At 41.0% G+C, this 22,330-nt stretch carries 18 protein-coding genes; 5 read left to right on the plus strand and 13 right to left on the minus strand.

Annotated features, from left to right (window positions below; genetic code table 11):
• Window positions 1-21: 21 nt before the first annotated feature.
• The 4 genes from AC1XUO_RS05320 (at window position 22) to AC1XUO_RS05335 (ending at window position 5,729) form a co-directional block, all read left to right on the plus strand.
• The gene (locus AC1XUO_RS05320) at window positions 22-1,155 is read left to right on the plus strand and encodes a glycosyltransferase (protein ID WP_483328729.1); all 1,134 of its coding nucleotides are present in this window, start codon (window positions 22-24) and stop codon (window positions 1,153-1,155) included.
• Window positions 1,156-1,247: 92 nt separating this feature from the next.
• Window positions 1,248-2,306, plus strand: a complete 1,059-nt coding sequence (locus tag AC1XUO_RS05325; RefSeq protein WP_483328730.1) for an acyltransferase family protein — start codon at window positions 1,248-1,250, stop codon at window positions 2,304-2,306.
• Window positions 2,307-2,483: 177 nt separating this feature from the next.
• On the plus strand, window positions 2,484-4,610 hold the full coding sequence (locus tag AC1XUO_RS05330) for a right-handed parallel beta-helix repeat-containing protein (RefSeq protein ID WP_483328731.1): 2,127 nt from the start codon (window positions 2,484-2,486) through the stop codon (window positions 4,608-4,610).
• A gap of 6 nt (window positions 4,611-4,616) precedes the next feature.
• Entirely contained in the window at window positions 4,617-5,729 is a 1,113-nt protein-coding gene (locus AC1XUO_RS05335) for a glycosyltransferase family 4 protein (RefSeq protein WP_483328732.1), read from the plus strand.
• A gap of 74 nt (window positions 5,730-5,803) precedes the next feature.
• On the opposite strand, the gene AC1XUO_RS05340 is transcribed toward AC1XUO_RS05335, so the two are convergent.
• The 3 genes from AC1XUO_RS05340 to AC1XUO_RS05350 are packed head-to-tail and all read right to left on the minus strand — an operon-like array spanning window position 5,804 to window position 7,917.
• A complete protein-coding gene (locus tag AC1XUO_RS05340; protein ID WP_483328733.1) occupies window positions 5,804-6,088 on the minus strand; it encodes a hypothetical protein in 285 nt (94 codons plus the stop codon).
• 3 nt (window positions 6,089-6,091) lie between these two features.
• Window positions 6,092-6,856: a WecB/TagA/CpsF family glycosyltransferase gene (locus AC1XUO_RS05345; RefSeq protein ID WP_483328734.1), complete on the minus strand. Its 765-nt coding sequence runs from the start codon at window positions 6,854-6,856 to the stop codon at window positions 6,092-6,094.
• A gap of 44 nt (window positions 6,857-6,900) precedes the next feature.
• Entirely contained in the window at window positions 6,901-7,917 is a 1,017-nt protein-coding gene (locus tag AC1XUO_RS05350; RefSeq protein ID WP_483328735.1) for an NAD-dependent epimerase/dehydratase family protein, read from the minus strand.
• A 1,155-nt stretch (window positions 7,918-9,072) separates the two neighbouring features.
• Between AC1XUO_RS05350 and AC1XUO_RS05355 the strand changes: the two genes are divergently transcribed.
• Entirely contained in the window at window positions 9,073-10,908 is a 1,836-nt protein-coding gene (locus tag AC1XUO_RS05355; RefSeq protein WP_483328736.1) for a T9SS type B sorting domain-containing protein, read from the plus strand.
• Between the two features lie 57 nt (window positions 10,909-10,965).
• On the opposite strand, the gene rfbD is transcribed toward AC1XUO_RS05355, so the two are convergent.
• The 10 genes from rfbD to AC1XUO_RS05405 all read right to left on the minus strand — a co-directional run bounded on the left by rfbD (window position 10,966) and on the right by AC1XUO_RS05405 (window position 22,282).
• Window positions 10,966-11,817, minus strand: a complete 852-nt coding sequence (gene rfbD / locus AC1XUO_RS05360) for a dTDP-4-dehydrorhamnose reductase (RefSeq protein ID WP_483328737.1) — start codon at window positions 11,815-11,817, stop codon at window positions 10,966-10,968.
• A 117-nt stretch (window positions 11,818-11,934) separates the two neighbouring features.
• On the minus strand, window positions 11,935-13,008 hold the full coding sequence (locus AC1XUO_RS05365; RefSeq protein WP_483328738.1) for a hypothetical protein: 1,074 nt from the start codon (window positions 13,006-13,008) through the stop codon (window positions 11,935-11,937).
• 113 nt (window positions 13,009-13,121) lie between these two features.
• A complete protein-coding gene (locus AC1XUO_RS05370; protein ID WP_483328739.1) occupies window positions 13,122-14,486 on the minus strand; it encodes a sugar transferase in 1,365 nt (454 codons plus the stop codon).
• Window positions 14,487-14,816: 330 nt separating this feature from the next.
• Window positions 14,817-15,959 carry a YjbH domain-containing protein gene (locus AC1XUO_RS05375; RefSeq protein WP_483328740.1) on the minus strand — a complete coding sequence of 381 codons (1,143 nt, stop codon included), beginning with the start codon at window positions 15,957-15,959 and terminating at the stop codon, window positions 14,817-14,819.
• Window positions 15,943-16,800, minus strand: a complete 858-nt coding sequence (locus AC1XUO_RS05380) for a YjbH domain-containing protein (RefSeq protein WP_483328741.1) — start codon at window positions 16,798-16,800, stop codon at window positions 15,943-15,945. Before AC1XUO_RS05380 ends, AC1XUO_RS05375 begins: the two co-directional genes overlap by 17 nt.
• Window positions 16,801-16,810: 10 nt before the next feature.
• Window positions 16,811-18,064, minus strand: a complete 1,254-nt coding sequence (locus AC1XUO_RS05385; protein WP_483328742.1) for a WcaI family glycosyltransferase — start codon at window positions 18,062-18,064, stop codon at window positions 16,811-16,813.
• 301 nt (window positions 18,065-18,365) lie between these two features.
• On the minus strand, window positions 18,366-19,340 hold the full coding sequence (locus AC1XUO_RS05390; protein WP_483328743.1) for an NAD-dependent epimerase/dehydratase family protein: 975 nt from the start codon (window positions 19,338-19,340) through the stop codon (window positions 18,366-18,368).
• Between the two features lie 21 nt (window positions 19,341-19,361).
• Window positions 19,362-19,907: a WcaF family extracellular polysaccharide biosynthesis acetyltransferase gene (locus AC1XUO_RS05395; RefSeq protein WP_483328744.1), complete on the minus strand. Its 546-nt coding sequence runs from the start codon at window positions 19,905-19,907 to the stop codon at window positions 19,362-19,364.
• 1 nt (window position 19,908) lies between these two features.
• Window positions 19,909-21,111 carry a glycosyltransferase gene (locus tag AC1XUO_RS05400; protein ID WP_483328745.1) on the minus strand — a complete coding sequence of 401 codons (1,203 nt, stop codon included), beginning with the start codon at window positions 21,109-21,111 and terminating at the stop codon, window positions 19,909-19,911.
• A 4-nt stretch (window positions 21,112-21,115) separates the two neighbouring features.
• Window positions 21,116-22,282, minus strand: a complete 1,167-nt coding sequence (locus AC1XUO_RS05405; protein ID WP_483328746.1) for a glycosyltransferase — start codon at window positions 22,280-22,282, stop codon at window positions 21,116-21,118.
• Between the last annotated feature and the right edge of the window lie 48 nt (window positions 22,283-22,330).

Raw genomic sequence — 22,330 nt, forward strand, 5'->3', positions numbered from 1 at the left:
ATTGATTTACTTACAAACGTTATGAGTAAGCTCAAAGTTTTAATGTTTCATCCTGCCTTGGCTCCATACCGGATTGACCAGTTTAATGCGATGGGGGAGCTCTTCGATCTGGAAGTTGTCTTTATCTTTGATAATGTACGTGATCATAAATTTGATCAGCAAAAACTTCGTTCGCAGCTGCATTTTAAACATTCCTATCTCCTCAACGGTCCAGCTGGTTCAAAGGGAAGAGCCATCCGTTATGGAATGCTTAAAACGATAAGACGAGCGAACCCCGATATTATTTTTGGATATGAATTTTCATTTACTACCCAATATCTGTTGCTTTTAAAGGGGTTGGGCGTGATCAAACAAAAAATCGGATCGACCATTGACGACAGCATTGACATTTGCAATCATGTGCAAACCAAAATCCGGTATTTCGCCAGAAAATACAGTGTCAAGCGGCTGGATTATTTGGTGGTGCTGTCCAGAGAAGTTGCGCAGTTTTATCAGACGTCGTTTAATCTAAAAGGTGATCAGCTAATCGTATCGCCCATTTTGCAGGCGCCTGAAAGACTCCGGGCTGACCGCACCAGGCTGGAAACGATTGCAGCCGGTTATACCAGACAACATGACCTGACAGGTAAAAAAGTGTTGCTTTTCGTAGGGCGATTCATCGTGGAAAAAGGGCTGGCCGGATTTATAGAGCACATTTATCCTGTCCTGCTTGCACATTCGGATCTTGTGCTGGTATTGGTAGGTGAGGGCCAGCAAAAGGAGACGATCACTGCCCTTGTCGAAAGTCACGGGTTACAGGAAAAAGTAGTTTTGCCCGGAAGATTTGAAGGTGACGAACTAAACGCCTGGTACCTGTGTGCATCGGGATTTGTATTACCAAGTACTTTTGAGCCCTTTGGCGCAGTGGTCAATGAGGCCTTGATTTTTGGACTGAATGTTTTTTGCTCACAGTATGCCGGAGCATCTTATCTGGTTACCAGGCAAAACGGACAGCTTTTCGACCCGTTATCGGAGGAAAGTACCTTGCAGGGGCTGCGCAAATTTATAGACCTGCTGCCGACTGTCAAAAATATTGATTTACAAGGAAAACCATCCTTGATGGCCAGTTTCAAAGAAGATCTGATCAGTGAATGGGGTAAACTATCGTATACCTAAGCAGGTCGTCCAGGTAAGCATTACATGACTACGGTCAAATCATTGGAAAGCACTTCATTACTTTAATTTTTGTGTATGAAAAGTAGATATTTATGAAAAAGAAATTGGAATTACTGCAAATTTTCAGAGGATTTGCGGCAATGCTGGTGGTACTTTGTCATATAAGCGGTTCTACCCGTCCTTATTTTCAAACTTCTTTTTTGGGCGACGTTTTTTTTCAAGGTTACATTGGTGTGGATTTCTTTTTCGTATTAAGTGGCTTTATCATTACCTATGTTCATTTCAAGGATCTTCAGCACGGAACCAACAAAATATTATTTCTAAAAAAACGCTTCATCAGGATCTATCCATTCTACTGGATTATTGCAACAGTTTATCTTTTACTGATATTTCTCCTGGACGGAAAAACGAATCACCTCGACCACACCATGAATTTTCAGTCGGTGCATGAATGGTGTTTTATTCTTTATTCCTACCTGCTGCTTCCTGTTCAGGCCAATTTTTTTCTTCCGGTTGCCTGGTCGCTGGCTTATGAGGTCGTTTTCTATATTGCCTTTTTTATCTGTATTATGGCAGGCCCGAAAATTGGCAGATACATATTTTCCTCCTGGTTTGCAGTCGTTCTTTTGAAGGTTATGGTGTCGGATAAGATCGTCATTCCTAACATCATTCTGTTCAATGAGAGAATTGTTGGATTTCTTTGCGGCTGTTTTATTGCCTACCTGATCTTGAAATCCTATCATCTCAACGTATGGATATGGGGCGCGCTTTTAATTCTGGCGGTTGGGTTTCTCGTTCCTGACTATCCCCATATTCTTCTGCGGCCGGAAGGTATTTTGATACTTGCGGTGGTAATGTCACTGGTTATTTATAGAGTGGTGATTACTGATCTTACCCGACAATTTCATTATCCACCCATATTGCTATTGATAGGAGAAGCTTCCTATTCCATTTATCTCTCACACCTGATATTTCTTAGTACTTTATTTAGACTTTTCAGGATTATAGTGGAGAAATTGCAGATTTATAATTTGTTGATACTTCAGTCTCTGATTTTCATTCTATTTTTGTTTACTATTGCCGGAGGGGTTCTCATATTTCGTTTTGTAGAGTCTCCGGTACTACGGTTTTTTAACAGAAAGTTATTGTAATACAGTATGTTAAGTAACCGTCTGTTGCCTTTTAATCATCAACTGATTTTTCAATTTCAGTATTTGTTTTTCATTTATTTGCTCATGCTGCAAAGCAGTATTGGAAGGTTTTGTGGGAAGATTCGGAGGGTAGCAGCGTGATTAGAAAAAAAGTCTCAAATATCAACGTACAACGTTATGAAAAACCTGAAAATCAAATCAGTTTTACTCTTTTTTGCGGCCCTGTGTTTTCACTCGGCCCAGTCGGCCACTTATTATGTGAAAGCTTCCGGCGGCAACGGTTCGGGTCTTAGCGACGGAGACGCATGGAGTTTTGAAAAACTGAAAGCTTCGTTTACTACCGGAAGTACAGTTCTTTTTAAAAGAGGAGATGTTTTTTATGGTACCATTTCCGCTGAAAACTCAAATTTTACATTTGATGCGTACGGAGAAGGAGCAAATCCGGTCATCAGTGGATTTACCCGGCTAAACGGCTGGACAAAGGCATCAGGCAATATTTATTATGCCACGCTGGATGTCGCATCGCTCAATATGGTTACGCTCGACGGTGTTGTGCGGGCGATGGGCAGGTATCCTGATACCGGATATCTCAAAATCAATGGCCATGAAGGCAATACTTCTATTTCAGGCGGCGCGGTGAACAGTATTCCGTTTGATCCCGTCGGTGCTGAAATTGTAATCCGCAAAGATCGCTGGATTCTCGACCGCCATCAGATCACTTCGCAGTCAGCTGACAAGTTATATTACAGTGCTACGAATGACTACGGAAACAATACCCGTTACAGCCCGAAAGATGGAAATGGTTTTTTTATCCAAAATCATCTGGGCACGCTCAGTGGTGAGGGAGAATGGTTTTATGACAAAAATGCAAAGCGACTTTATGTGCATTTCGGTTCAGGATCACCTGATGGGAGAACCGTGAAAGCAAGTACGCTTGCGGGCAATATGATTGTCAATTCTCAAACCAATATCACCGTTAATAATATTGATTTTGAAGGCAGTAATAATAATGGCGTCTACCTGGTAGGTGCGCGTAATGTAACGTTCAACAATTGCAACTTCAGACAACACGGCGGCAACGGCGTTTATGGGATCGATGTTTCTGCGATCACAGTGAATGGCGGGAACGTTTCCGAAGCCTTGAATAACGGAATCTGGATCGAGCATAACGGCTCAGCGATCACGATCGACGGGTTAAGGACCAATAACATCGGGATGATTGCAGGTGCTGCGCGTTCCGGAGATACAGCCCAGGAAGCCATATCGGTCGCGGGTTCAGGGACAACAATCAGGAATTGTTCTGTGATCAGCACAGGTTTTAATGGAATCCATTTTTCAGGATCAGGCGATAATGTTGTCGTTGAAAATAATTTTGTTGATGGTTTTTGTAAGATCAAGGATGATGGGGGCGGAATTTATACCTTTAACTCAACAGGAGCGAACAGGAAAATCAGGAATAATATTGTTTTAAATGCAGTAGGAGCCTATCACGGTACTGAGTACAACTACTGGGAGGCTTACGGAAAAGCTGCCGGGATTTATCTGGATGGCGGCAGCAAGGATACTGAAATTGATAATAACGTCATCGCGCACGGTCCCTGGGGAGGCATTTTTATCAATGGAACCAGCGACCACCGCATCATCAACAACCTGGTTTATGATTTTCCAAGAGTACTGTTGATCCATAGTTTCAAGGATCTTTTTGTAAGAAATCTGACCGTCAAAAATAATGTGTTCCTGGCCAAGTCGGCGTCTCAGTCAGCGATGTATGTGCACATGTATTTCAACGATGACCCTTCACAATTCGGTGCTTTCGATCATAATACTTACGCCCGGCCGGTCAATGACGCAGCGACGATTACCGTCCAACGCGAGTACGCAGGCGGTGGCCAGGCTACTATTCCGCTATCTCAGTGGATTCAGGATTACCGTCAGGATGCAGGTTCATCCAAGTCCCTGGTAGCGACTGATCAGGAGAGTAATTTCCGTTTTGAGTATAACAATTCAAATAACGAAAGTTCGGTCTCGCTGGATGGTAATTATGCCGATGTATCAAACAAGAAATATTCAGCAAGATTTCCGCTGGCGCCGTACGCCGGTGTTGTGCTCATCAAAAACGCCACCACCGGGCTGATCCAGAGCATCGCGTCTGGGCAGTGGAGCAACCCGGGTATCTGGTCCGGCGGCCAGACTCCGAAGTCAAATGAAACGGTTTTGATCAACAAAGGTCATGTGGTTACCTCGGATTCTTATCCTACCGAATTTACACTCAGCACGGAAGGAGAACTTAAAATCAATAAATAACGCTTTATGAAACCTTCGATTTTGTTTATCATGCACGTGCCGCCACCGGTTCATGGTGCAGCGATGGTGGGTAAATTCATCAAAGAAAGTGCAAAGATTAACGACACATTCGAGGCGGATTATATTAACCTTTCGACGTCAAAGGACCTGAAAGAAATTGGCGGGGCAGGAGCTGGCAAAATTTTGAAGCTATTAAAAATACAATCGGAAGTTGCGAAAGCACTTTCCAAAAAGAAATATGATCTCTGTTATGTAACACTGACAGCCAGTGGTGCCGGCTTTTACAAGGATCTTATGGTGGTCGGAATTCTCAAAATGTTTGGGAAAAAGGTTATCTACCATTTTCATAATAAAGGTGTCGGTTTTGAGGGGAAATCTGTTTTAACCGACGCCCTGTACCGGTTCGTGTTCAATAAATCTTTTAGTATACTGCTCTCCAAAAGCCTGTATTATGACGTAAAAGCCTATGCGCCGCCGGAGAATGTATTTTTTTGTGCCAACGGCATTCCTGCAAACCTGTCCGTCGCAAAAGCCGAAAAACCCGACGACGAAGTCTGTCGTTTGCTTTTTTTAGGAAACCTGATGGAGTCCAAAGGGTTGCTTGTTTTATTGGAAGCATGCCGGATCGTAAATCAGCAGGGGCATGTTTTCGAATGTCATTTCGTGGGGGGATGGACAGATATCACCCCGGAGCAATTCGCCAGGAAAGTGTCTGACTACGGTTTGGAAGGTACTGTCTTCGCGCACGGGCCGAAGTATGATCAGGACAAACGAGATTTCCTATCCAATGCTGACGTGCTGGTTTTTCCGACTTTTTATCATTTTGAAGCCTTCCCGCTGGTAATTTTGGAGGCTATGCAAAGTAGCCTGGCAGTCATTTCCTGTCCTGAAGGTGGAATTCCAGACATCGTTCTAGAGGGAGAAACCGGCTTTCTGGTACCACAAAAGAACGCAGTCGCATTAGCCGAAAAGATCACAGTCCTGATTAATAATCCGGACATTCGAACACGAATGGGAAAGGCAGGAAAAGAGAGATTTGATAAGCTGTTTACGATCGATTCCTTCGAGCGCAATATCAAAGATATCCTGTCAACCGCCGTCCAAAGGCAACCAGTCTAAAACTTCTTCAAAACGCTTCATGACGAAATGTTTTTCCTGGTTTTCGATCAGGAAGGTTTTGCCATGGGTGATTTCTAATCCATCAATTGGGAAATCAAAAAGGTTCTCTCAAAAAATAACAACACGAACATACCCGGGAACGAGTAAAATGAACGCTTATGTATAAACGTCCATTCGTGTTTTTGGCGTGGCCATTTAAAAAATAAAAATGGGAAAACGTAGACTTTGACCAGTCCTGTATACTCAGGGACAGCTTCTGAGACAAATCCATAACGACACAGTTGGTCAACAATTGTCAGTGCCGGTGTGGTCCGGCTCTGCCTGTTTACCTTGCGGTCAGCAACGTTTTCCCATGACATAATCTAGGCGTTCGAAAATGTTGGTTGCCTTTTTAACCTCAACAAAATTAAAGTCAGATCACGGAAAAATATAATTGTGTTACCCATGTTTCTCTTAAAGATCTCTGGTCTGTAAATCATTCTGAGCAGCCATCCCAATCTCAGTTTAAACCAGATCGGATTGATTTCTTTCTCAGTTCCTGCATACCAGTCAAACACGGCGCCGATACTAACAATCAGGTTAGTATTGAGCGAATCACGGTGCCTGACAGACCATTTCTCCTGTTTTGGCGCAGTCATCCCGACGAATAAAACATTCGGTTCAAAGGCATTGATCGCATCAATCATCTCCTGATTATCCTGATCCGAGAATTCCTTTTTGAAAGGAGGTGAATAGGTTCCAACCGTAATATTTGGATATTCCCGGTTCATGCGTTCTTTGATAAGTCCAAGAACTTTTTCGGAAGAACCCAGGAAGAAAACCCGACCTGATGTTTCATTCATACGCTGAACGAAATGTTTGTAAACATCAGGTCCCTGATTTCTTTTGATGTTTTTGCCGAGCAGAAATATCGAGGCCAGCGCAAAATAAACTCCGTCCAACACGAGAAAATCGGTTTTCTGAAGCGTATTTTTAAATTCTGCATCTTTAACCGTCAAACCATAATTGTTAGGGCTTATGCTACAGTTGATTACTCTACTTTTTTCTCCCTGCACCGGAATGTTCTTCAGGTCATCATTAAATACCTTGAATCCTAAAACTGAAACAGTATTGTATGCATTGTCCATATTTGTATCGTTTTGATTAATCTGCTACGCTGATCTTTTCTAAATTATGCTTCAACCAATTGATTTTGAGATACTACCTCGCTGATCCATTCGAAAGTTTTTGTCATACCTTCGATCAGTGGCGTCGAAACTTCCCAGCCAAGTTCTTTTCTGAACAGCGCATTGTCGGAGTTTCTTCCACGTACGCCAAGCGGACATTTGAAACCATACTTATCGATAAATTCCTGACCATAAATGTTTTTGATCGTTATGTCTTTTCCTGAAATATCGATCGCCATCTGAGCCAACTGGTTGATTGTCACCTTCTCTTCTGAACCAATGTTTACAGGTCCTTCGAATTCAGACTCCATCAGGCTTAAAACTGCATCCACACATTCTTCCACATAAAGGAAAGATCTCGTCTGCTGACCATCTCCCCAAACTTCGAATGAACCTCCGTCTGGTGTTTCTGCTGCCTTGCGAAGCATCGCAGCCGGTGCCTTTTCTTTTCCACCTTTCCAGGTTCCCTGTGGTCCGAAAATATTATGGAAACGGGCAATTCTTACGTTCAGGTTGTAGTTTCTTTTGTATGCCTTGAAAAGTCTTTCGCTGAAAAGTTTTTCCCATCCATACTCTGAATCCGGGTTTGCAGGATATGCAGAGCTTTCTTCGCAGTTAGGATTGTTTGGGTCTAACTGGTTGTTTTCCGGGTAGATACAGGCAGAAGAAGAGTAAAAAAGTTTCTTGATATTTTTGATAGACGCTTCTTTGGCAACGTTTAGGTTGATCAACGCAGAGTTCTGCATCACGTTTGCATCGTTCTGACCAGTGAAGATATAACCGGCACCGCCCATGTCAGCTGCAAGCTGGTATACTTCATCCCAGCCTTCTGCAATAACCAGCTCAACTGTCTTAGGATCTGTTAGATCGCCCAGAATAAACTCGTTACAGATTTCTCTGTGGTCGAAGTATTCGTGATTTTTGATGTCACATACTCTGACGTAGTTGCCATTTTCTTTAAGTCTTTTAGCAAGATGTCCGCCAATAAAACCACCGCCACCTAGTACAATTACTTTTTTCATTTTTTGCTGGATTTGAGTTAAAAATTAGTTACTAATATGAGTTGGGTAATAATGATAAAGCGTTTTGATAAGCGCCGGGACATAGGGTTTCATGCGCTATGTTGACAGCGTTTTTATTTTTTGAAATAGTAAAGGCAATTCTTTCCCTTTCAGGCCAAAAAGGACCTGTTATTGTTTCCGTTGAGTGCGGTGTTTTACACCATGAGATAAACCTTACATGCCAGTCAGATAAATGCCGTTGATCAGCCTTTCAGGAGGATAACAACTTACCTGGAAAGAGGCAGGTCATAGAAAAATTTTTATTTGTTTTCTTTGGAACTGTGTTTCTATTACAAAACTAAGGTAGAGACAAATTGAATTAAAAAAAAATCAAAATGATTAAACGGCAAAATATATTACGGAAAAAGGCGCTTTTGACCTATGAATATATTGCAAAAGATACAATTAAATATATTTTATACTGTGAAGTAATTCAAGAATGTTCGTAGTATGTTTTCGCAAATTGACAATCGGTTCGTGTAGTTTTGTTATTTTAAGTTCTTTTTGTTAAATATTTCATAGAATTTTTATACGGAGATAAATAAATTTATTCGATACGAAGTACTTCCTATTGTAGTTGCCGGGAAATCTTGTAGTCATCCTGAGTTTTTCCGATAGCGACTGTCCCTGACATAAGCACTAAATCAGTAAAAAATATTCGACATCCTTCGTTTGCGCAGCAGGATCTTGTCAATTAACAAACCTATCAGTTTGGCGGACAGCCTGAAACCGAGGGTTAATTATCCGGGGAATTACTCGGAATCGAGATTTATCTTCAGGGCTGAAAATTCACTTTGTAATTGAAATTCAGTTTCACACAGACCTTTTAGAATAAAAATGGGTTGTGAGTTATTTCTACGCACTGAAAATGTACTTTCGCAGCGAAGAATTATATTAATCCGTGATTGTAAGGTTTGCTGTTTTATTGTTTTTGAGGTTTTTTGGACCTTTCTTCCATTCCTGATCTTTTCAATAATACTTATTTAAGAAAAAATATAATATGTAACCGATTTGTCCGAAAAAGGGTATTTTATGTTTGGATCACACTGATTAGTAAGGGTTTAATTTGTAACTTTATTGTAATAAATTTACTACGCAACGGAAAGATAAACTGGTATGTTTCGATTTCTTATCCTTCTTGCAGGAGTTTTGTTATTTGGCTCAGTGTTATTCGCTCAGGAGAATAAGCGTGAAAACGTTTGGATGTTTGGTTATTATGGAGGTATAGATTTCAGTAAAGGCAAACCAATCGGAATCTCAAATAACGAGTTGACGCAAAGAGAGGGTTGTTCTTCGATCGCGGATGAGCAGGGTAAGCTTGTCCTCTATACAGACGGAATAAGAATTTGGAACAGGAAACACAAGCTTATCTCAGGAGATACGGAGCTTGGCGGAGATGACACTTCGACCCAATCCGCGTTGATTATTCCGAAGCCCGGAAGCTCTGGCATATATTATGTATTCACAACATATAGGAAATTGATCTGCGTTACTGTTGACATCGGGTTAAACAATGGAAACGGAGGCGTTGTTTCCCGGACTGTTCTCTTAGAAAATTCCACAGAAAAACTGGCCGCTGTCCGTCATTGTAACCAAAAGGATTTCTGGATCCTGGCACATGAAAATGGCAACCGGATATTCAGAAGTTACTTACTGACAGAAAAGGGAATCGCAAAATCTTCTGTGACAAGTAAAATTGGAACGCCACTGGATTTTTACAAATCGGTGGGAAATATGAAATTTTCCCGCCAGGGTGACAAACTGGGCATGGCCGTTTTTGGAAAAGGCGAATATCAGCTGCTAAATTTCGACAATAGTTCAGGAGTACTTTCCAACGCAATATCGATCAGACATACAGATTTCATGTCTGCCTATGGTTTGGAATTTTCCCCGAATGGCAATTTTATCTATGTAAGCGAAACAGTAAATGCGGGGCGTCCCATATTTCAACTCGACATTTCTGTGATGGACGCCAGAAAAATTATTGCTTCCAAAACTGAGATCGGAAAACCCCCAGCGTCCTATTACGGATCCATGCAACTGGCACCTGATGGTAAAATTTATGTCGCCAGGCATGGGCTCGAATATTTAGCTGTCATTAATAATCCCGATCTGAAAGGATCAAAATGCTCATTTTTTAACGACGGTTTTAAGTTACCTTCTGGTACCAGCAGTATAGGTCTTCCTAATTTTGCGGTAACACCTGTGGAGATTGAACCTGTCGTTTCCATCCTGGAAAACAGTCTTTGCAATGATGTCACGCTTGTGGCCGAAACGAACACAAATGCATCAAGGAGTACTTTTCAATGGTATGACGGAAAGCAGGAAATCAGAGGGGCAAATACTAAAACGTATAAACCTGAACGTTCGGGTGATTATTCTGTCAGGATGCGTGATAAGTGTTCTGATAAGTTGGTTAGATCAGAACCCGTACATGTTAATATTCTTGAAATCTCTGCGGGTTGGACTAAGCTTGCATGTGGTCTTTTGGAATTATCGGTGCAGGCTAACGCGAAGGTGTTATGGTCGGGGAATGGTATATCCGGGGAAAATGAATATCGATCAACAGTCCAGGTATCCGGATCGGGCCGGGATGTTTATTTTGTGAAAGTGTTGGATGAAAATGATCAGTCCTGTTATTTAGAAAAGAAACTGGATGTGGACTTTGGTATATGTGATGCAACGGTTTTAATTCCTGATATTTTTACACCCAACGGAGACCAGATTAATGATGTATTTGAAGTTATCATATCGGATGGGGAAGGGGTGCAGCTTAAAATTTATGACCGGTGGGGGGAAGTGATCTATCTGGCAGAGAAGAATGGGATGCGTTGGGACGGGAAAATCAACGGAGCGGATGCCTTGACAGGAGCCTATACTTACACCTTACAGTATAAAAACGCCAATGGGCATGATTTCACCCGGCGGGGAACGATTATTTTGCAAAGGTGACAAGTGGAAATACCCATGCCGCAGGAATTAAAGACTGCGACATGGGTATTGAATTAATCAGGAAAGCCGCGAAATACAAACTTTCAAACTATCAGTCCAATAAGGAATTTTGATTCCAAAAGTATTTTTCAGCTTGGATTTATCCATCACCGAATACGCTGGCCTGACCGCCTTGGTAACATATTCAACCGTTTTTACGGGTTTAACGTAAACGTCAGTATCACTAATCGCAAAGATCGTTTTGGCGAAATCATACCAGGAAGTTACACCTTCATTGCTGTAATGATAAATCCCATACGCTGAACTTCCTGATCCGATAATATCAAAAATAGCGCCGGCCAGATCAATCGCATAAGTGGGTGAACCGGCCTGGTCGATGATGACACCCAGCTCGTCACGCTCCTTACCAAGACGAAGCATCGTTTTTACAAAATTATTTCCAAACTCAGAATAGAGCCAGCTGGTGCGTAGTGTGAAATGTTTTTCGAGCACATTGGAAATAGCAATTTCTCCCTCCAGTTTCGTCAGCCCATAGATATTTTCAGGTTCCGCCGGATCCGTTTCCGTCAATAACTGAGGAATATTACCTTTAAATACAAAATCCGTAGAAACATGGATAAGCGTCGCATCGAATAACTGGCAGACGTTCGCGATGTTTTCAGCGCCATCACGGTTCACTTTTCTGCAAATTTCAATGTCGTCCTCAGCCTTGTCTACCGCCGTATAGGCCGCGCAATTGATGACAAATTCAGGTTTTTCTTTCTGAAATAAAAGCGTCAAAAGTTCAGGTTCAAGGATATTTCCGTCTTTTTCTGATGGGAAAGAGATGTCTGAAATACCTCTTTCTTCCGCTACTTTTTTCAGGCAATTTCCCAGCTGTCCTGATGCTCCTAAAACTACAATTTTCATCTGATCGTGTTAATAATTATTTTTCAAAGATAGGGAATAGTTTTTTCCTGAATATAAAAAAACCGGTAACAATCCTGAGGGATTTGTCACCGGTCTAATATGTGAGAAACGTGTTAGTTAGTTTCCTCCACCTTGGTTGTGGCAGCTTCTGATTGCCTCACCTTGTAGTCTTGTTGCTTCTGCAAGTGCAGTTGTATAAGCTGCAGTCACTTTTGCAAGGTTTTCATCTCTTGCAGCTTGTGCATTTGTAGTTGCAGCAGCAGCTTTTGCAATACATGCCTGACGATCAGCAGCTTCCAGTTCATTGATCGAGGCAAGTGTGCCAAGAACCTGAATGCTAACCAATGCTTTCAACAAAGCATAGTTTGATCCCAAAGTAGCTTGTGCAGCATCCAAAGCTGCGTTTGCATCAGCACCAACTTGCTGTGCACTGGCTCTGTATCCTGCATAAGTGGCAGTCAAACCTTCTGTACACGTAGTTTGCCCCGCAGCGATAGGCGCGATATCAGCAGCATATTTTGTAGCTACTTTTGCATCTTCTGTCGCTTTGGAAGCATCCAATCTTGCCTTCGCAGTATTAAACAAAGTATTTGCAGCTGTGATACAAGCGTCATCCACCAATACACCCTCTACTTTTTCAACAGCGTCAGTACCTGATGTACGTGCACCGCTGGCCGTAGAAGTTGCAGCGCTTTTTCTAGCCCCTTTAACGGCAACGCCATTAACTGTTGGGAAATTAAACTTAGGCAGATAAGCAGCAAGTGCAGGATTTGCCATTACTTTATCTAAAATAGCTTCAAGCTGCGGTGACAGCGCTCCGCCGTTTGCAACTGCTGAAATCGTTTCAGCGTTCACGCTGTTCAACGTGTTGATCTCGTCCGGAGAAAGTGCTCCGTTAACGTCAGAAGCTGCTGTAGTAACGCTTGCAGGAACAACACCCGAGCTGGCGATATTTCCAAGTGCTCCGCTAACCTCAGTTGCTTTTGCAGAAGCTTCAATGCTTGCTGCGGTTTGCTGAACTGCTGCCGGCTCGGTCAAAGTTTGCGCAGGTAGGGTCACCGCGTTTAAAGCGTCGGTAATTTCTGTAGGTGGAGCAGTTGGATCCGTCTTATCGTCATCCTTCTTACAGTTGAACAGCATTGCAGTCATCATAAGACTCAATACTGCTAATTTGATTGTACGTTTTTTCATTGTGAGTAAAAATTGATTTGTGGAATTAATAGTTTACATTATTTATATACATAAATACAAGGTTCAAAACACTGCGGAGGTAATATTGATTATTGTGTAATGTCAGGGTGTTATCATTGCCCTCTGCCCAGAACCATTACCTGCATGGTTTTGAAAATAAGGTTGATGTCGTCAAGGACACTGTAAGATTTAAGATATTGCAGATCGTATTTCAGGCGCTCTACATTTTTGGCGACCGTATCGGCATATCCTACGTTGATCTGACCGATGGACGTGATACCAGGTTTCACAGTTAACAATCTCTGGAAATCATGCGGTTCAGCTTCCATCAGCATGTCCACATCATATTTATACAAGGGACGGGGACCCACCACAGACATATCTCCTTTAATTACGTTGAAGAATTGAGGCAATTCATCAAGTCTGGTCTTACGTAAAATCCTTCCTATGGGTGTAATCCGCTTGTCGCTCGCACCAGTGGAATGTTGTCCCATCTGATCCGCATTCACACACATGCTGCGAAACTTATAAATTTCAAACATTTCACCCCATTGTCCGCATCTTTTCTGACGATAAAATATAGGTCCCGGAGAAGTAATTTTCACCGCAGCCATCACAGCAAGAAAGACCGGAGCGCCCAGGATCATCACGATGCTTGAAAAAATGAGATCAAAAGAGCGTTTTAAAGTCTGTTCGTTAACACTTGAAAAAGGTCTTGTATTAACCTGGATGATGGGATACATGTCATGGTACTCTATCGTAGCCATATTGGTCATGAATCCTCTGAAGTCCGGAACCAGACGTACCTGCGTTTTTTGTCTTTCTCCCAATTTAATTACGCCACGAACCTGCTCATCAGTCATTTCGGAAAGGCAGCAGTATAAATAATCCAGCTTTTGGGCACCCATCAGAGATTCAAGGTTTCTAAGCTCGTCACTTTCGTTTCCGAATTCGTACATCCCGCAGAAGCGATAACCCAGGTCTTTTTTGTCATTGTAAAAGGTGCGGATCAGCGAAGCCAGTTCCCCCTTACCAACAATAGCATAACGGTTGTAATTGTATCCTGCCTGACGATAAAGTTTCAGGGAAGCTACAGTAGCAGCCCTAACCGCGAAAGCAAGTGCAAGGAATATCCCGTAAGTCGTCATGACCTGCTGACGGGAATAAGCGTCACCTTCTTTGGTCAGATATAAAAAAGCCATAATGGCAGCAGCATGCGCCAGCGCGGCTTTAAATAAGTTGACGATCTGGTTATTAAAATTGTAGGAAAGTCTGGTGAAGAAATAAGTTTTTAAAACATAGATTGTGAAAACCCAAAGCAAATTGGCAACCAGAAGCAAATTAACGTACTGATTTTTAAACAGGTCTGTAAGATCTCCAAATCTAACCGAATAAGCAAAAAGAAAAGAAGCATTCAGGAGGACAAGGTCGGTCCACAGATGAGCCTTGGGAAGGAGCCCGGGATAGCGATTTTTCATAGTTTATAGTATAACGTTGAGTATTTTCCTTATCAGGACTGGTCAAAACTTATACATTTAACCAATCGTCTTACACAAACCTAAAAAGATCCATCAAATATAATGAAATTTATTTGTAGAATTTATTTTAAGGTTAATGTAGTTCATAATTATAACAAGTTTACAACATATCTTATTAATTTCACAATGGTTGATTTGTGTCAAATTTTTAAAGTATTGATAATGAGATATTTGATTAAAAATCAAGTCAAAAAGCACCAATGATTCTTTTTATAATACTACTTGTCGTATTGAATTAAGTCTCATTTTACTACTAAATTATTCTACCTGTTACTCATTGTCAAGACGTTGCATCTGCTGGCTGAAATAGTCCTGATGATATTGTCTCAACTTTTGATCCAGCTGGTATCCTAAACGATACCGCTCACCGATCCTGTATCCCCTCGTGTACGTATACTCCCAGCGGAATTCATCCGTCGTCCTAAGGCGCGCATGTTTACCCTGCGCTATTTTTCCCGGTGGAATCGGTACTGCAAAATTAAAACCTACCGTTGACCCGTTTTGCGTTTTCGTGGCGTATACCCCAATTTCTACATTGGTGAATTGTCGCATGAGATCAAACCTGGCACCCTTATCAGACCAGAGAAACTGGCCGCCTGAAAGTTTTACAGTCAGGTCAGGACCTCTGAAACGATAGGCAGCGTCAACCAGAAACAGGAGCTGATCGGGATTTTCAATATAGATGCCACCTCTTGGATAATAATAATAACCCGTGAAACCGGCTTCAACGCCATACGAAAAAGGTTTTCCCAGATCTGCGTGCCTGTATTGAATATTAAGGCCATATTGGTCATTGTTAAATAACCCTGCCGTGGCACTGATAAAATGATTGCCTCTTGCATAAAACTGGTTCAGATAGGTAGGGGCAGGGCGGATAATTTTTGGCCTGCTGTCCATCTGGTTGATGATCGGAAACAAAATTCCGGTAGAAAGCGAAAGTCCGGGCCAGATATAGAACTGGGTATGAAGGGCTATGCTGGTATTACTTTGTACCGGTCTGTCAAAGTTCCCAAAAATAGCCGCAAAGTATGGCTGTAACCAAAAGTCAAATTTGTATTTTTTTTGTAAAGGGAAAGACGAACTATTTTTAAAATACGCCTTGCGTGTGTTTGCAGAAAGTGGGGAATAATGAACCGTTTTATCTAATTGGTACACACCGACCGGCATTCCCTGAAACATGGGGACATATTCATTGGCGGTTGTGTCTCCCGCAATTCTGTCGATTTCGAACAAGCCAATAAAAGGATTCCGATATAACCGTTGTTCGTAAAAAATCTTCTTGTCGATGGTATGAATATGTTCATAGTCCGTTTTTAATCGTTCAGGAGAATATTTATCCTGTCCCATAGAAGTTGAAAAAGACAAAATCAAAAACAAAAAGAAAAAGGCGGGTGTACTATTTTTTATCTTCATCTTTTTGTCTTTTTAAACGTTTCGAAGGTTTGATCAGGGATAGTGCGTAGGAGGTTCCGAAGGTGATCTGGTCACCATTTAATAGTCCGGCCTGCACAGTCCAGCTTTTGAAAAATTTTGCGTAAATGCCTACGTTGATGTTATTGGCGTCATATTCGGCCATGATGCCACCGACGTTTTTAAAATGAAGCACAGCACCGCCAAACGGCCCTTCCAGATAATGATTTTTATAGCGATCCTCACTTTTTTTCTGCCAGACAAAACCTGACAGCATACCCGAATTATCCAGATTACTCACATCCCGATACAGATAATACGGACTTCCATACCCGATACTGGTTTCCAGTCTCAGTGCAGGTGAAAGTTCGAAATTTTTGGTCGTGACCAATGCGTGCGTCAGCATCGCTCCGTCAATTGTAAATGGCGTTGTTATAACTACCGCCAGGGAGGGCTGGTTTTTCTTCTCTTTCAGGATAAGGTAACGTAAATCAAGCTGCCGGTCGCCCAATGCTTCTTTCACATTTCTATATTTGGAATCGATCATCTGTAATAAATTCACATTGATTTCCAGTCGTTTGAGAATCGTTATGTTAGCATAAATAATACGTTCCGGATTTCTACCCCGTCCGCGCAAAGCATATTTGATAGGATTGTAATTATATCCAAAACGAAATTGTCCGTCCGGACTTTCCACCGCGCTGGGCGTGTAGATAAGCCCTGGTTTTCCGGAAAGGTTAATCTGAGCCTTCGCAGACTGGGTGGTCATACAGGAAATCAGGAGAATAATAAAACTTATATACCTGATCATCTTGTCTTTTGACTTATAAAAATTTCTCATCATGGGTAGGAATTCATCGTACTACAAACTCTGGCTTTTGCTCACGTATGGTGGTCAGTTTTTCTTCGAACTCCCGAAGAATCCCGTTTTTGCTTAAATACTTTTCTGCATAACGTCTTGCATTGTTGCGCACCACATCCAGGTTCATCGACAAAGCGTTTTCTATGCCTTCCCGAAGCGCTTCGGCAGATTCCGGTTCAACCAGGATCCCCATCTGATGGCGGTGGATGATGTGATACAAGGATGTCCCCGGAGGGGCTGTCACCAGCGCACAGCCAGCGGCGGCCAGAATACCCGTCAGTTTGGAAGGCATGACCAGATCGGATGCCGACTTTTTTTGCAGCACCAAATGAATATCAGCCATGGCCAGCAAAGCAGAAAGTTTTTCGTAAGGTTGAAGCGGATAGAATTTGATATTTTTCAAATTGTGCTCCTCCGCCATTCTGATCAGTCTTTCCTTGCCGCCACCAGTTCCTGAAATGATAAAATGAACATCTTTTCTTTTTGTAAAAGACCGGGCTACTTCGATGATGATTTCCAGTCCCTGTTTCTCACCCAGGTTACCGGAATACAAAATGACTTTGTCGTCATTGTTTATGCCAAATTCTCGCCGCAGCGACTGATCTTTGGTCAGCGGGTAAATGGCATTTTCATCCACCCAGTTCGGGAACAGAAATAATTTATCCTCGTCAATGTATTTTTCACTGATCTTTCTTTGCATACCGGTACTGATGGTCGATACAAAATCGCCGGTATCAAAAATGTATTTTTCAGTACTGAACATGATGTCCAGAAATCGCTTGTTTTTGATCATTCCCAGATCCTTTGCGGCATCGACCTGCAAATCCTGAATGTGATTGATGAATTTCGATCCCCTGATCCGGGCGTATAACAGCGGAAGCAGGCCCAGGTGAAAAGGAGGGCTGATACAAAAAACGACATCATATTTTTGCTGAAAAAGCGTCAGAAACCATATCGGAAGTATACTCGCCAGAAACGAAAATTCGTGAATGATTCTTTTCACTGAAGTAACATTTTTAGGGACATACAGCGGGCAGCGGTACACTTTTACGCCATCCAGCATTTCCTTATGCCACAATTTCCCCTTGTAGGATTTATGAACCTCCCATTCGGGATAATATGGCATGGCAGTGACGACCGAAACGTCGTGGCCCTGGCCAGCGAGCCAGGTAGCCATTTCACCTGTATACTTACCGATCCCGGTAAGTTCCGGGGCATAGTTTATCCCGTATATTAAAATTCTCATAACGTTGAGTAGTTTAAACAATTTTCTAACCTGAAGACTTTCATGTGTTTGCAAATCCATTACGAAAATCTACCTAGTGCCGCTGTACTATATATTATCCATCAAAATCGAAGAATGCGCTTGTATTCAAATAACCAAGAGTGGATTCTATATCATAAATTTGTGAAGTGGAATTTTAGTCAAAGCTTTATAAAATAGCCCAGAGTTTCAATTAGACTAAAATTGCTCCACGCACAATTAGGACATAAAAGTTATATTAAAACCTATAAAATGATATTGGTAATAACTTTGATTATGGCAATTACTTAGATAATGAGGGTTTCTGAGATTTAATCCATTTAACGGTAGTTTCAGTTCCGGCTATCCGAGTAACTGGTAGAGTTGGAGCTAAAATCTTTATTGGATCAAGATTATGAATATTATCAGTGGTCATATTTTTCAACCTGAAACTTGTCATCGGAAATTTTACGCCAATAAGCTTTAGAGCATCTCCAAATTTCGCAATTACCTTAAATAAAATGAATGGAACCTTTGGTATTCTAATATGAGCTTGTTTGGCTATTTCATCAGCCCATTCGGAAATGTCATATGGAGTATAATCTCCGATGTAGAATACTTTTTTATTCGTGAGTTCCGCAGGTTTTTCTATAATCGTTAAGATCTGAAATACTGCATTATCAATATATCCATAGGTTTTCCTACACGCCCGCTCACCCATATGGAAGTATCGCTTTGACAATACTATCTTAAAAAAAAGATCGTATGGCTCACCAAAATATGGTCCCCAGATTGAAGTCGGTCTGATTATCGACCAATCGTAAACTGGATTACTTTCTTTTATTATCTTCTCAGTGAGTACTTTACTTTCTCCATATACGGTATGCGGAGCATAATCTTCAAAATCTTTTGGTTTATATCCTGGCTCACATACATACATTGAAGATGCAAAAATCGCTTGTTTTAGACTTGTTAGTTTGTTTAAAGAATTTAGTATATTAGTTACACCTTCAGAATTCGCTTTATAATCGGCAAGAGTTTTTCCATTAAGGTCTGTTCTGGCAGCTAAATGAATTACAATTTCAGGACTAAAATCTAAAATAGCTTTATCTAAATTAGCTGAATCACAGATATCAATTTTTTGCCAGTGGGAAGAATGATTTTGATTTTTTGGTTTATAGGAATCAAGGTTCAGAACTTCATGACCTTTGTCAACCAGAGTTTGAACAATGTGAGTTCCGATAAATCCAGACCCACCCGTAATTAAGAACTTTGACATACTAATTTTTTGTTGAGTTATTTAAATTCTGTCTTTTATGGGTTCTGCAGGTGTTCCTACACAGATTTTGCCAGGAGGCATACTTTTCAAGACACTGCTTCTTGCCCCAATTATTGTTCCTTTTCCAATAGTAACTCCTGGTGCAATGTAAACGTCGTTGGTTATCCAACATTCATCTTCAATAATCACCTCCTTTGCAAAAATGTCAAATGTTACTTTTTTATAGTCATGTCCCCCAGTATTAAGATAAACTTTATGAGCTAATGCCACATTGTTTCCTATGGAGATGTTTCCCAAACTGTATAGCACACACTCTTCACCAATCCAACAATAGTCGCCAATTTTCACATTCCATGGATAGGTGATTCTAGCACTGGATCGAATAAGAACGTTTTTGCCAATACTGGCTCCAAACAGTCTAAGTAAAAATCTCCTCCAACCATAAAAAAATTGTGGAGACAGACCAAATAAGGTTTCTTGGATAATCCACCAGAGCTGAACTTCAAGTTTAGATTTTTTTCGAAAATCAGAAGGTACAGTAAATGCACTTAGGTCTTGGTATTTCATATCAATTCTCGCTAATAGGTAAAGAGAATGCCGGATATATAGTTGTTATTAACTTTTTCGCTGCTTCATTAATTGAAAAATGTTTTTTATACACTAATTGAGCAGAATCACACATTGTAAACTTTACTGATTTTGGTAGATTAACCCATTTTTTTAAAAGTTGATAAGTGCCATCCAGTGTATCTGCTTCGATCAAACCTGCATTTCCATTAATTATTTCTTTCCAAATGTTGACTTGATTACTAATAAGAACTGGCTTACCACAGGCAAGGGCCTCGACCACGGCGATTCCAAAGTTTTCCTGGTGGCTTGGCAGTATAAAGGCGTCACATCCGTAAAAAGCGCCCCATTTAGAATTCCCGGTTAACATTCCAGGGAAAATTATATCCTGCTCGTTGCTAGCAATTTGTTTGAGCATTCTGCCATATTGTGTATCTAAACCCGGCCCCGCGATCACCAGCTTGGGTAACAACATACCTTCTGATTTCAAAAGGATATAGGATTTAATAAGAAGCTCCACCCCCTTTTTTACATCTATTCTGCTTAGAAATAATAAATAAGGACTACCTGCGATAGCAGGACACGTTTTTACGAATTCTTCACTCATGTTTGAGCTGAACGCAGGAGGAAGGTGAATACCATAACTCACATTAAGTTCATGTTTCGGGCGATAAGGCCGAAAAGTCTCTCTGGCAAGTCGGAGTTCTTCTTCACAGGTAAATAAAACACCATCAGCTTCATTTGTCACCGCACCCTCAATCAATTTCCAATATATCCAGTTTCTTATAGCTTTTAATTTTCTACCTTTCGCTCTCTGAAACCAAGGGTCTAACATTCCATGAGGCATAACATACAGCTTAGGAATATTTTCTAAGATACCTTGTTTAAGTAAAATTCTCATTGCCTGATTGGCAGCATAACTATGATACTGCCAAAGACCGTGCACGATTATTTTATCGAAGCGCGAGTAATTGTTCAAAATCCAAGGAATTAGTTCCGAACAATAATTCCAAGGGCCTTTACCTGGACCAATAGCATTAATTATGAAAGAATCTTGTCCTAAGTATGTTGAATTGGGAGAATCTAGGCATACAACTTCGTTATACACCCCTAATTTCTTCAATTCTGGAATAGAATTTCGAATTCCTTGACATGGACCTCCGATAGAAGGATCCATACTTGGTATGATACGAAGTATTTTCATCAGTCTAGTTTCGTATGATCATTTTGTATATCAATTCAATTTTATCAAGAGCTTTATTGGAATCAAACCTCTTGATATTTTCTAATCCCAACATTATCATCTTGGTCCTGTTGGATAAAGATTCACTTACTACTTTTTCAAGAGCAACCGAAGCATCAGCGGCCCAACTTGATACCTTTGCATCATCTATTGGTCGGCTTGGTATATTTATTGATGCATCTCCTGCTACTTCTGTCATAGGAGCAAGATTCGTGGTAATTACAGGACATCCGGACGCCATTGCCTCTGCGATTGGCCATCCGAAACCTTCTGCAAGTGATGGGAAAAGAAAAACTGTGGCTCCTGAATATGCCATTCTAACAAATTCGTCATTTTTATTGACAAGGGTATGGATGTCGTTTTTAAAACTCGATGTATTAATGGTACTCATTAATGATACGTTGGGAGCGGCTCCAACAAGTAGTAAAGGCAATTTAACCGAACTAGTTTTCCGCCAAGCATCATAAATTTCAATGACTCCCTTTCTGTTTTTGTACCATTGATTTCCTCCAACATGTAAAATATAACCGTTGGTTAAGTCTAAGTTAGTTGAAAGACTCATAGCCTCTCTAATAGAACTTACGTCAGAAGGAGGCATAAAATCCTGTGTAAGTCCATTATAAACGATTTCAGATAATATGGGAGGTGTACCCAAAAATTTATGAAGATCTTCTCGTGTTTTGTTTGAAATGGATATAAAGTTTTTACCCGCTGAATATCCCCTCCTTATAAATCTTTGATAGAGCCTTCCAGTCCAACTTGTAGGATTTTCGGGAATCTCACCCAATGCACTTTGTTGTGCAAGTAAATCGTGACAATGAATGATGTGGTATCGATTACAGACAAGAGGTACCCATGGCCCAAGTGCATGATCAGAAAAAACGAATAGGGACTCCTTGGATATAGATGTCAACTTAGCTCTAACCGATATTGGAAATAAAATATACTGATCAATATATCCTAACCATTTCTTTAAGCTTGATGGTACCGGCACATTATAGAATAATGGTTTTGGTGTCCATGTCTCTACTTGATGATCGCGTTCTCTCATCCCATTAGCAAGCCATTCCGCGTATTTAGGCATACTCTTAGATACTAAAAATGTGGGGTGGGTAAATATGATTATGTTCATAAAAAGATCAATGTTTAAAAAGGGCTTACATCACAATCCAATATTGTA

This window comes from Dyadobacter sp. HNCC25DJ186, from assembly GCF_056895235.1.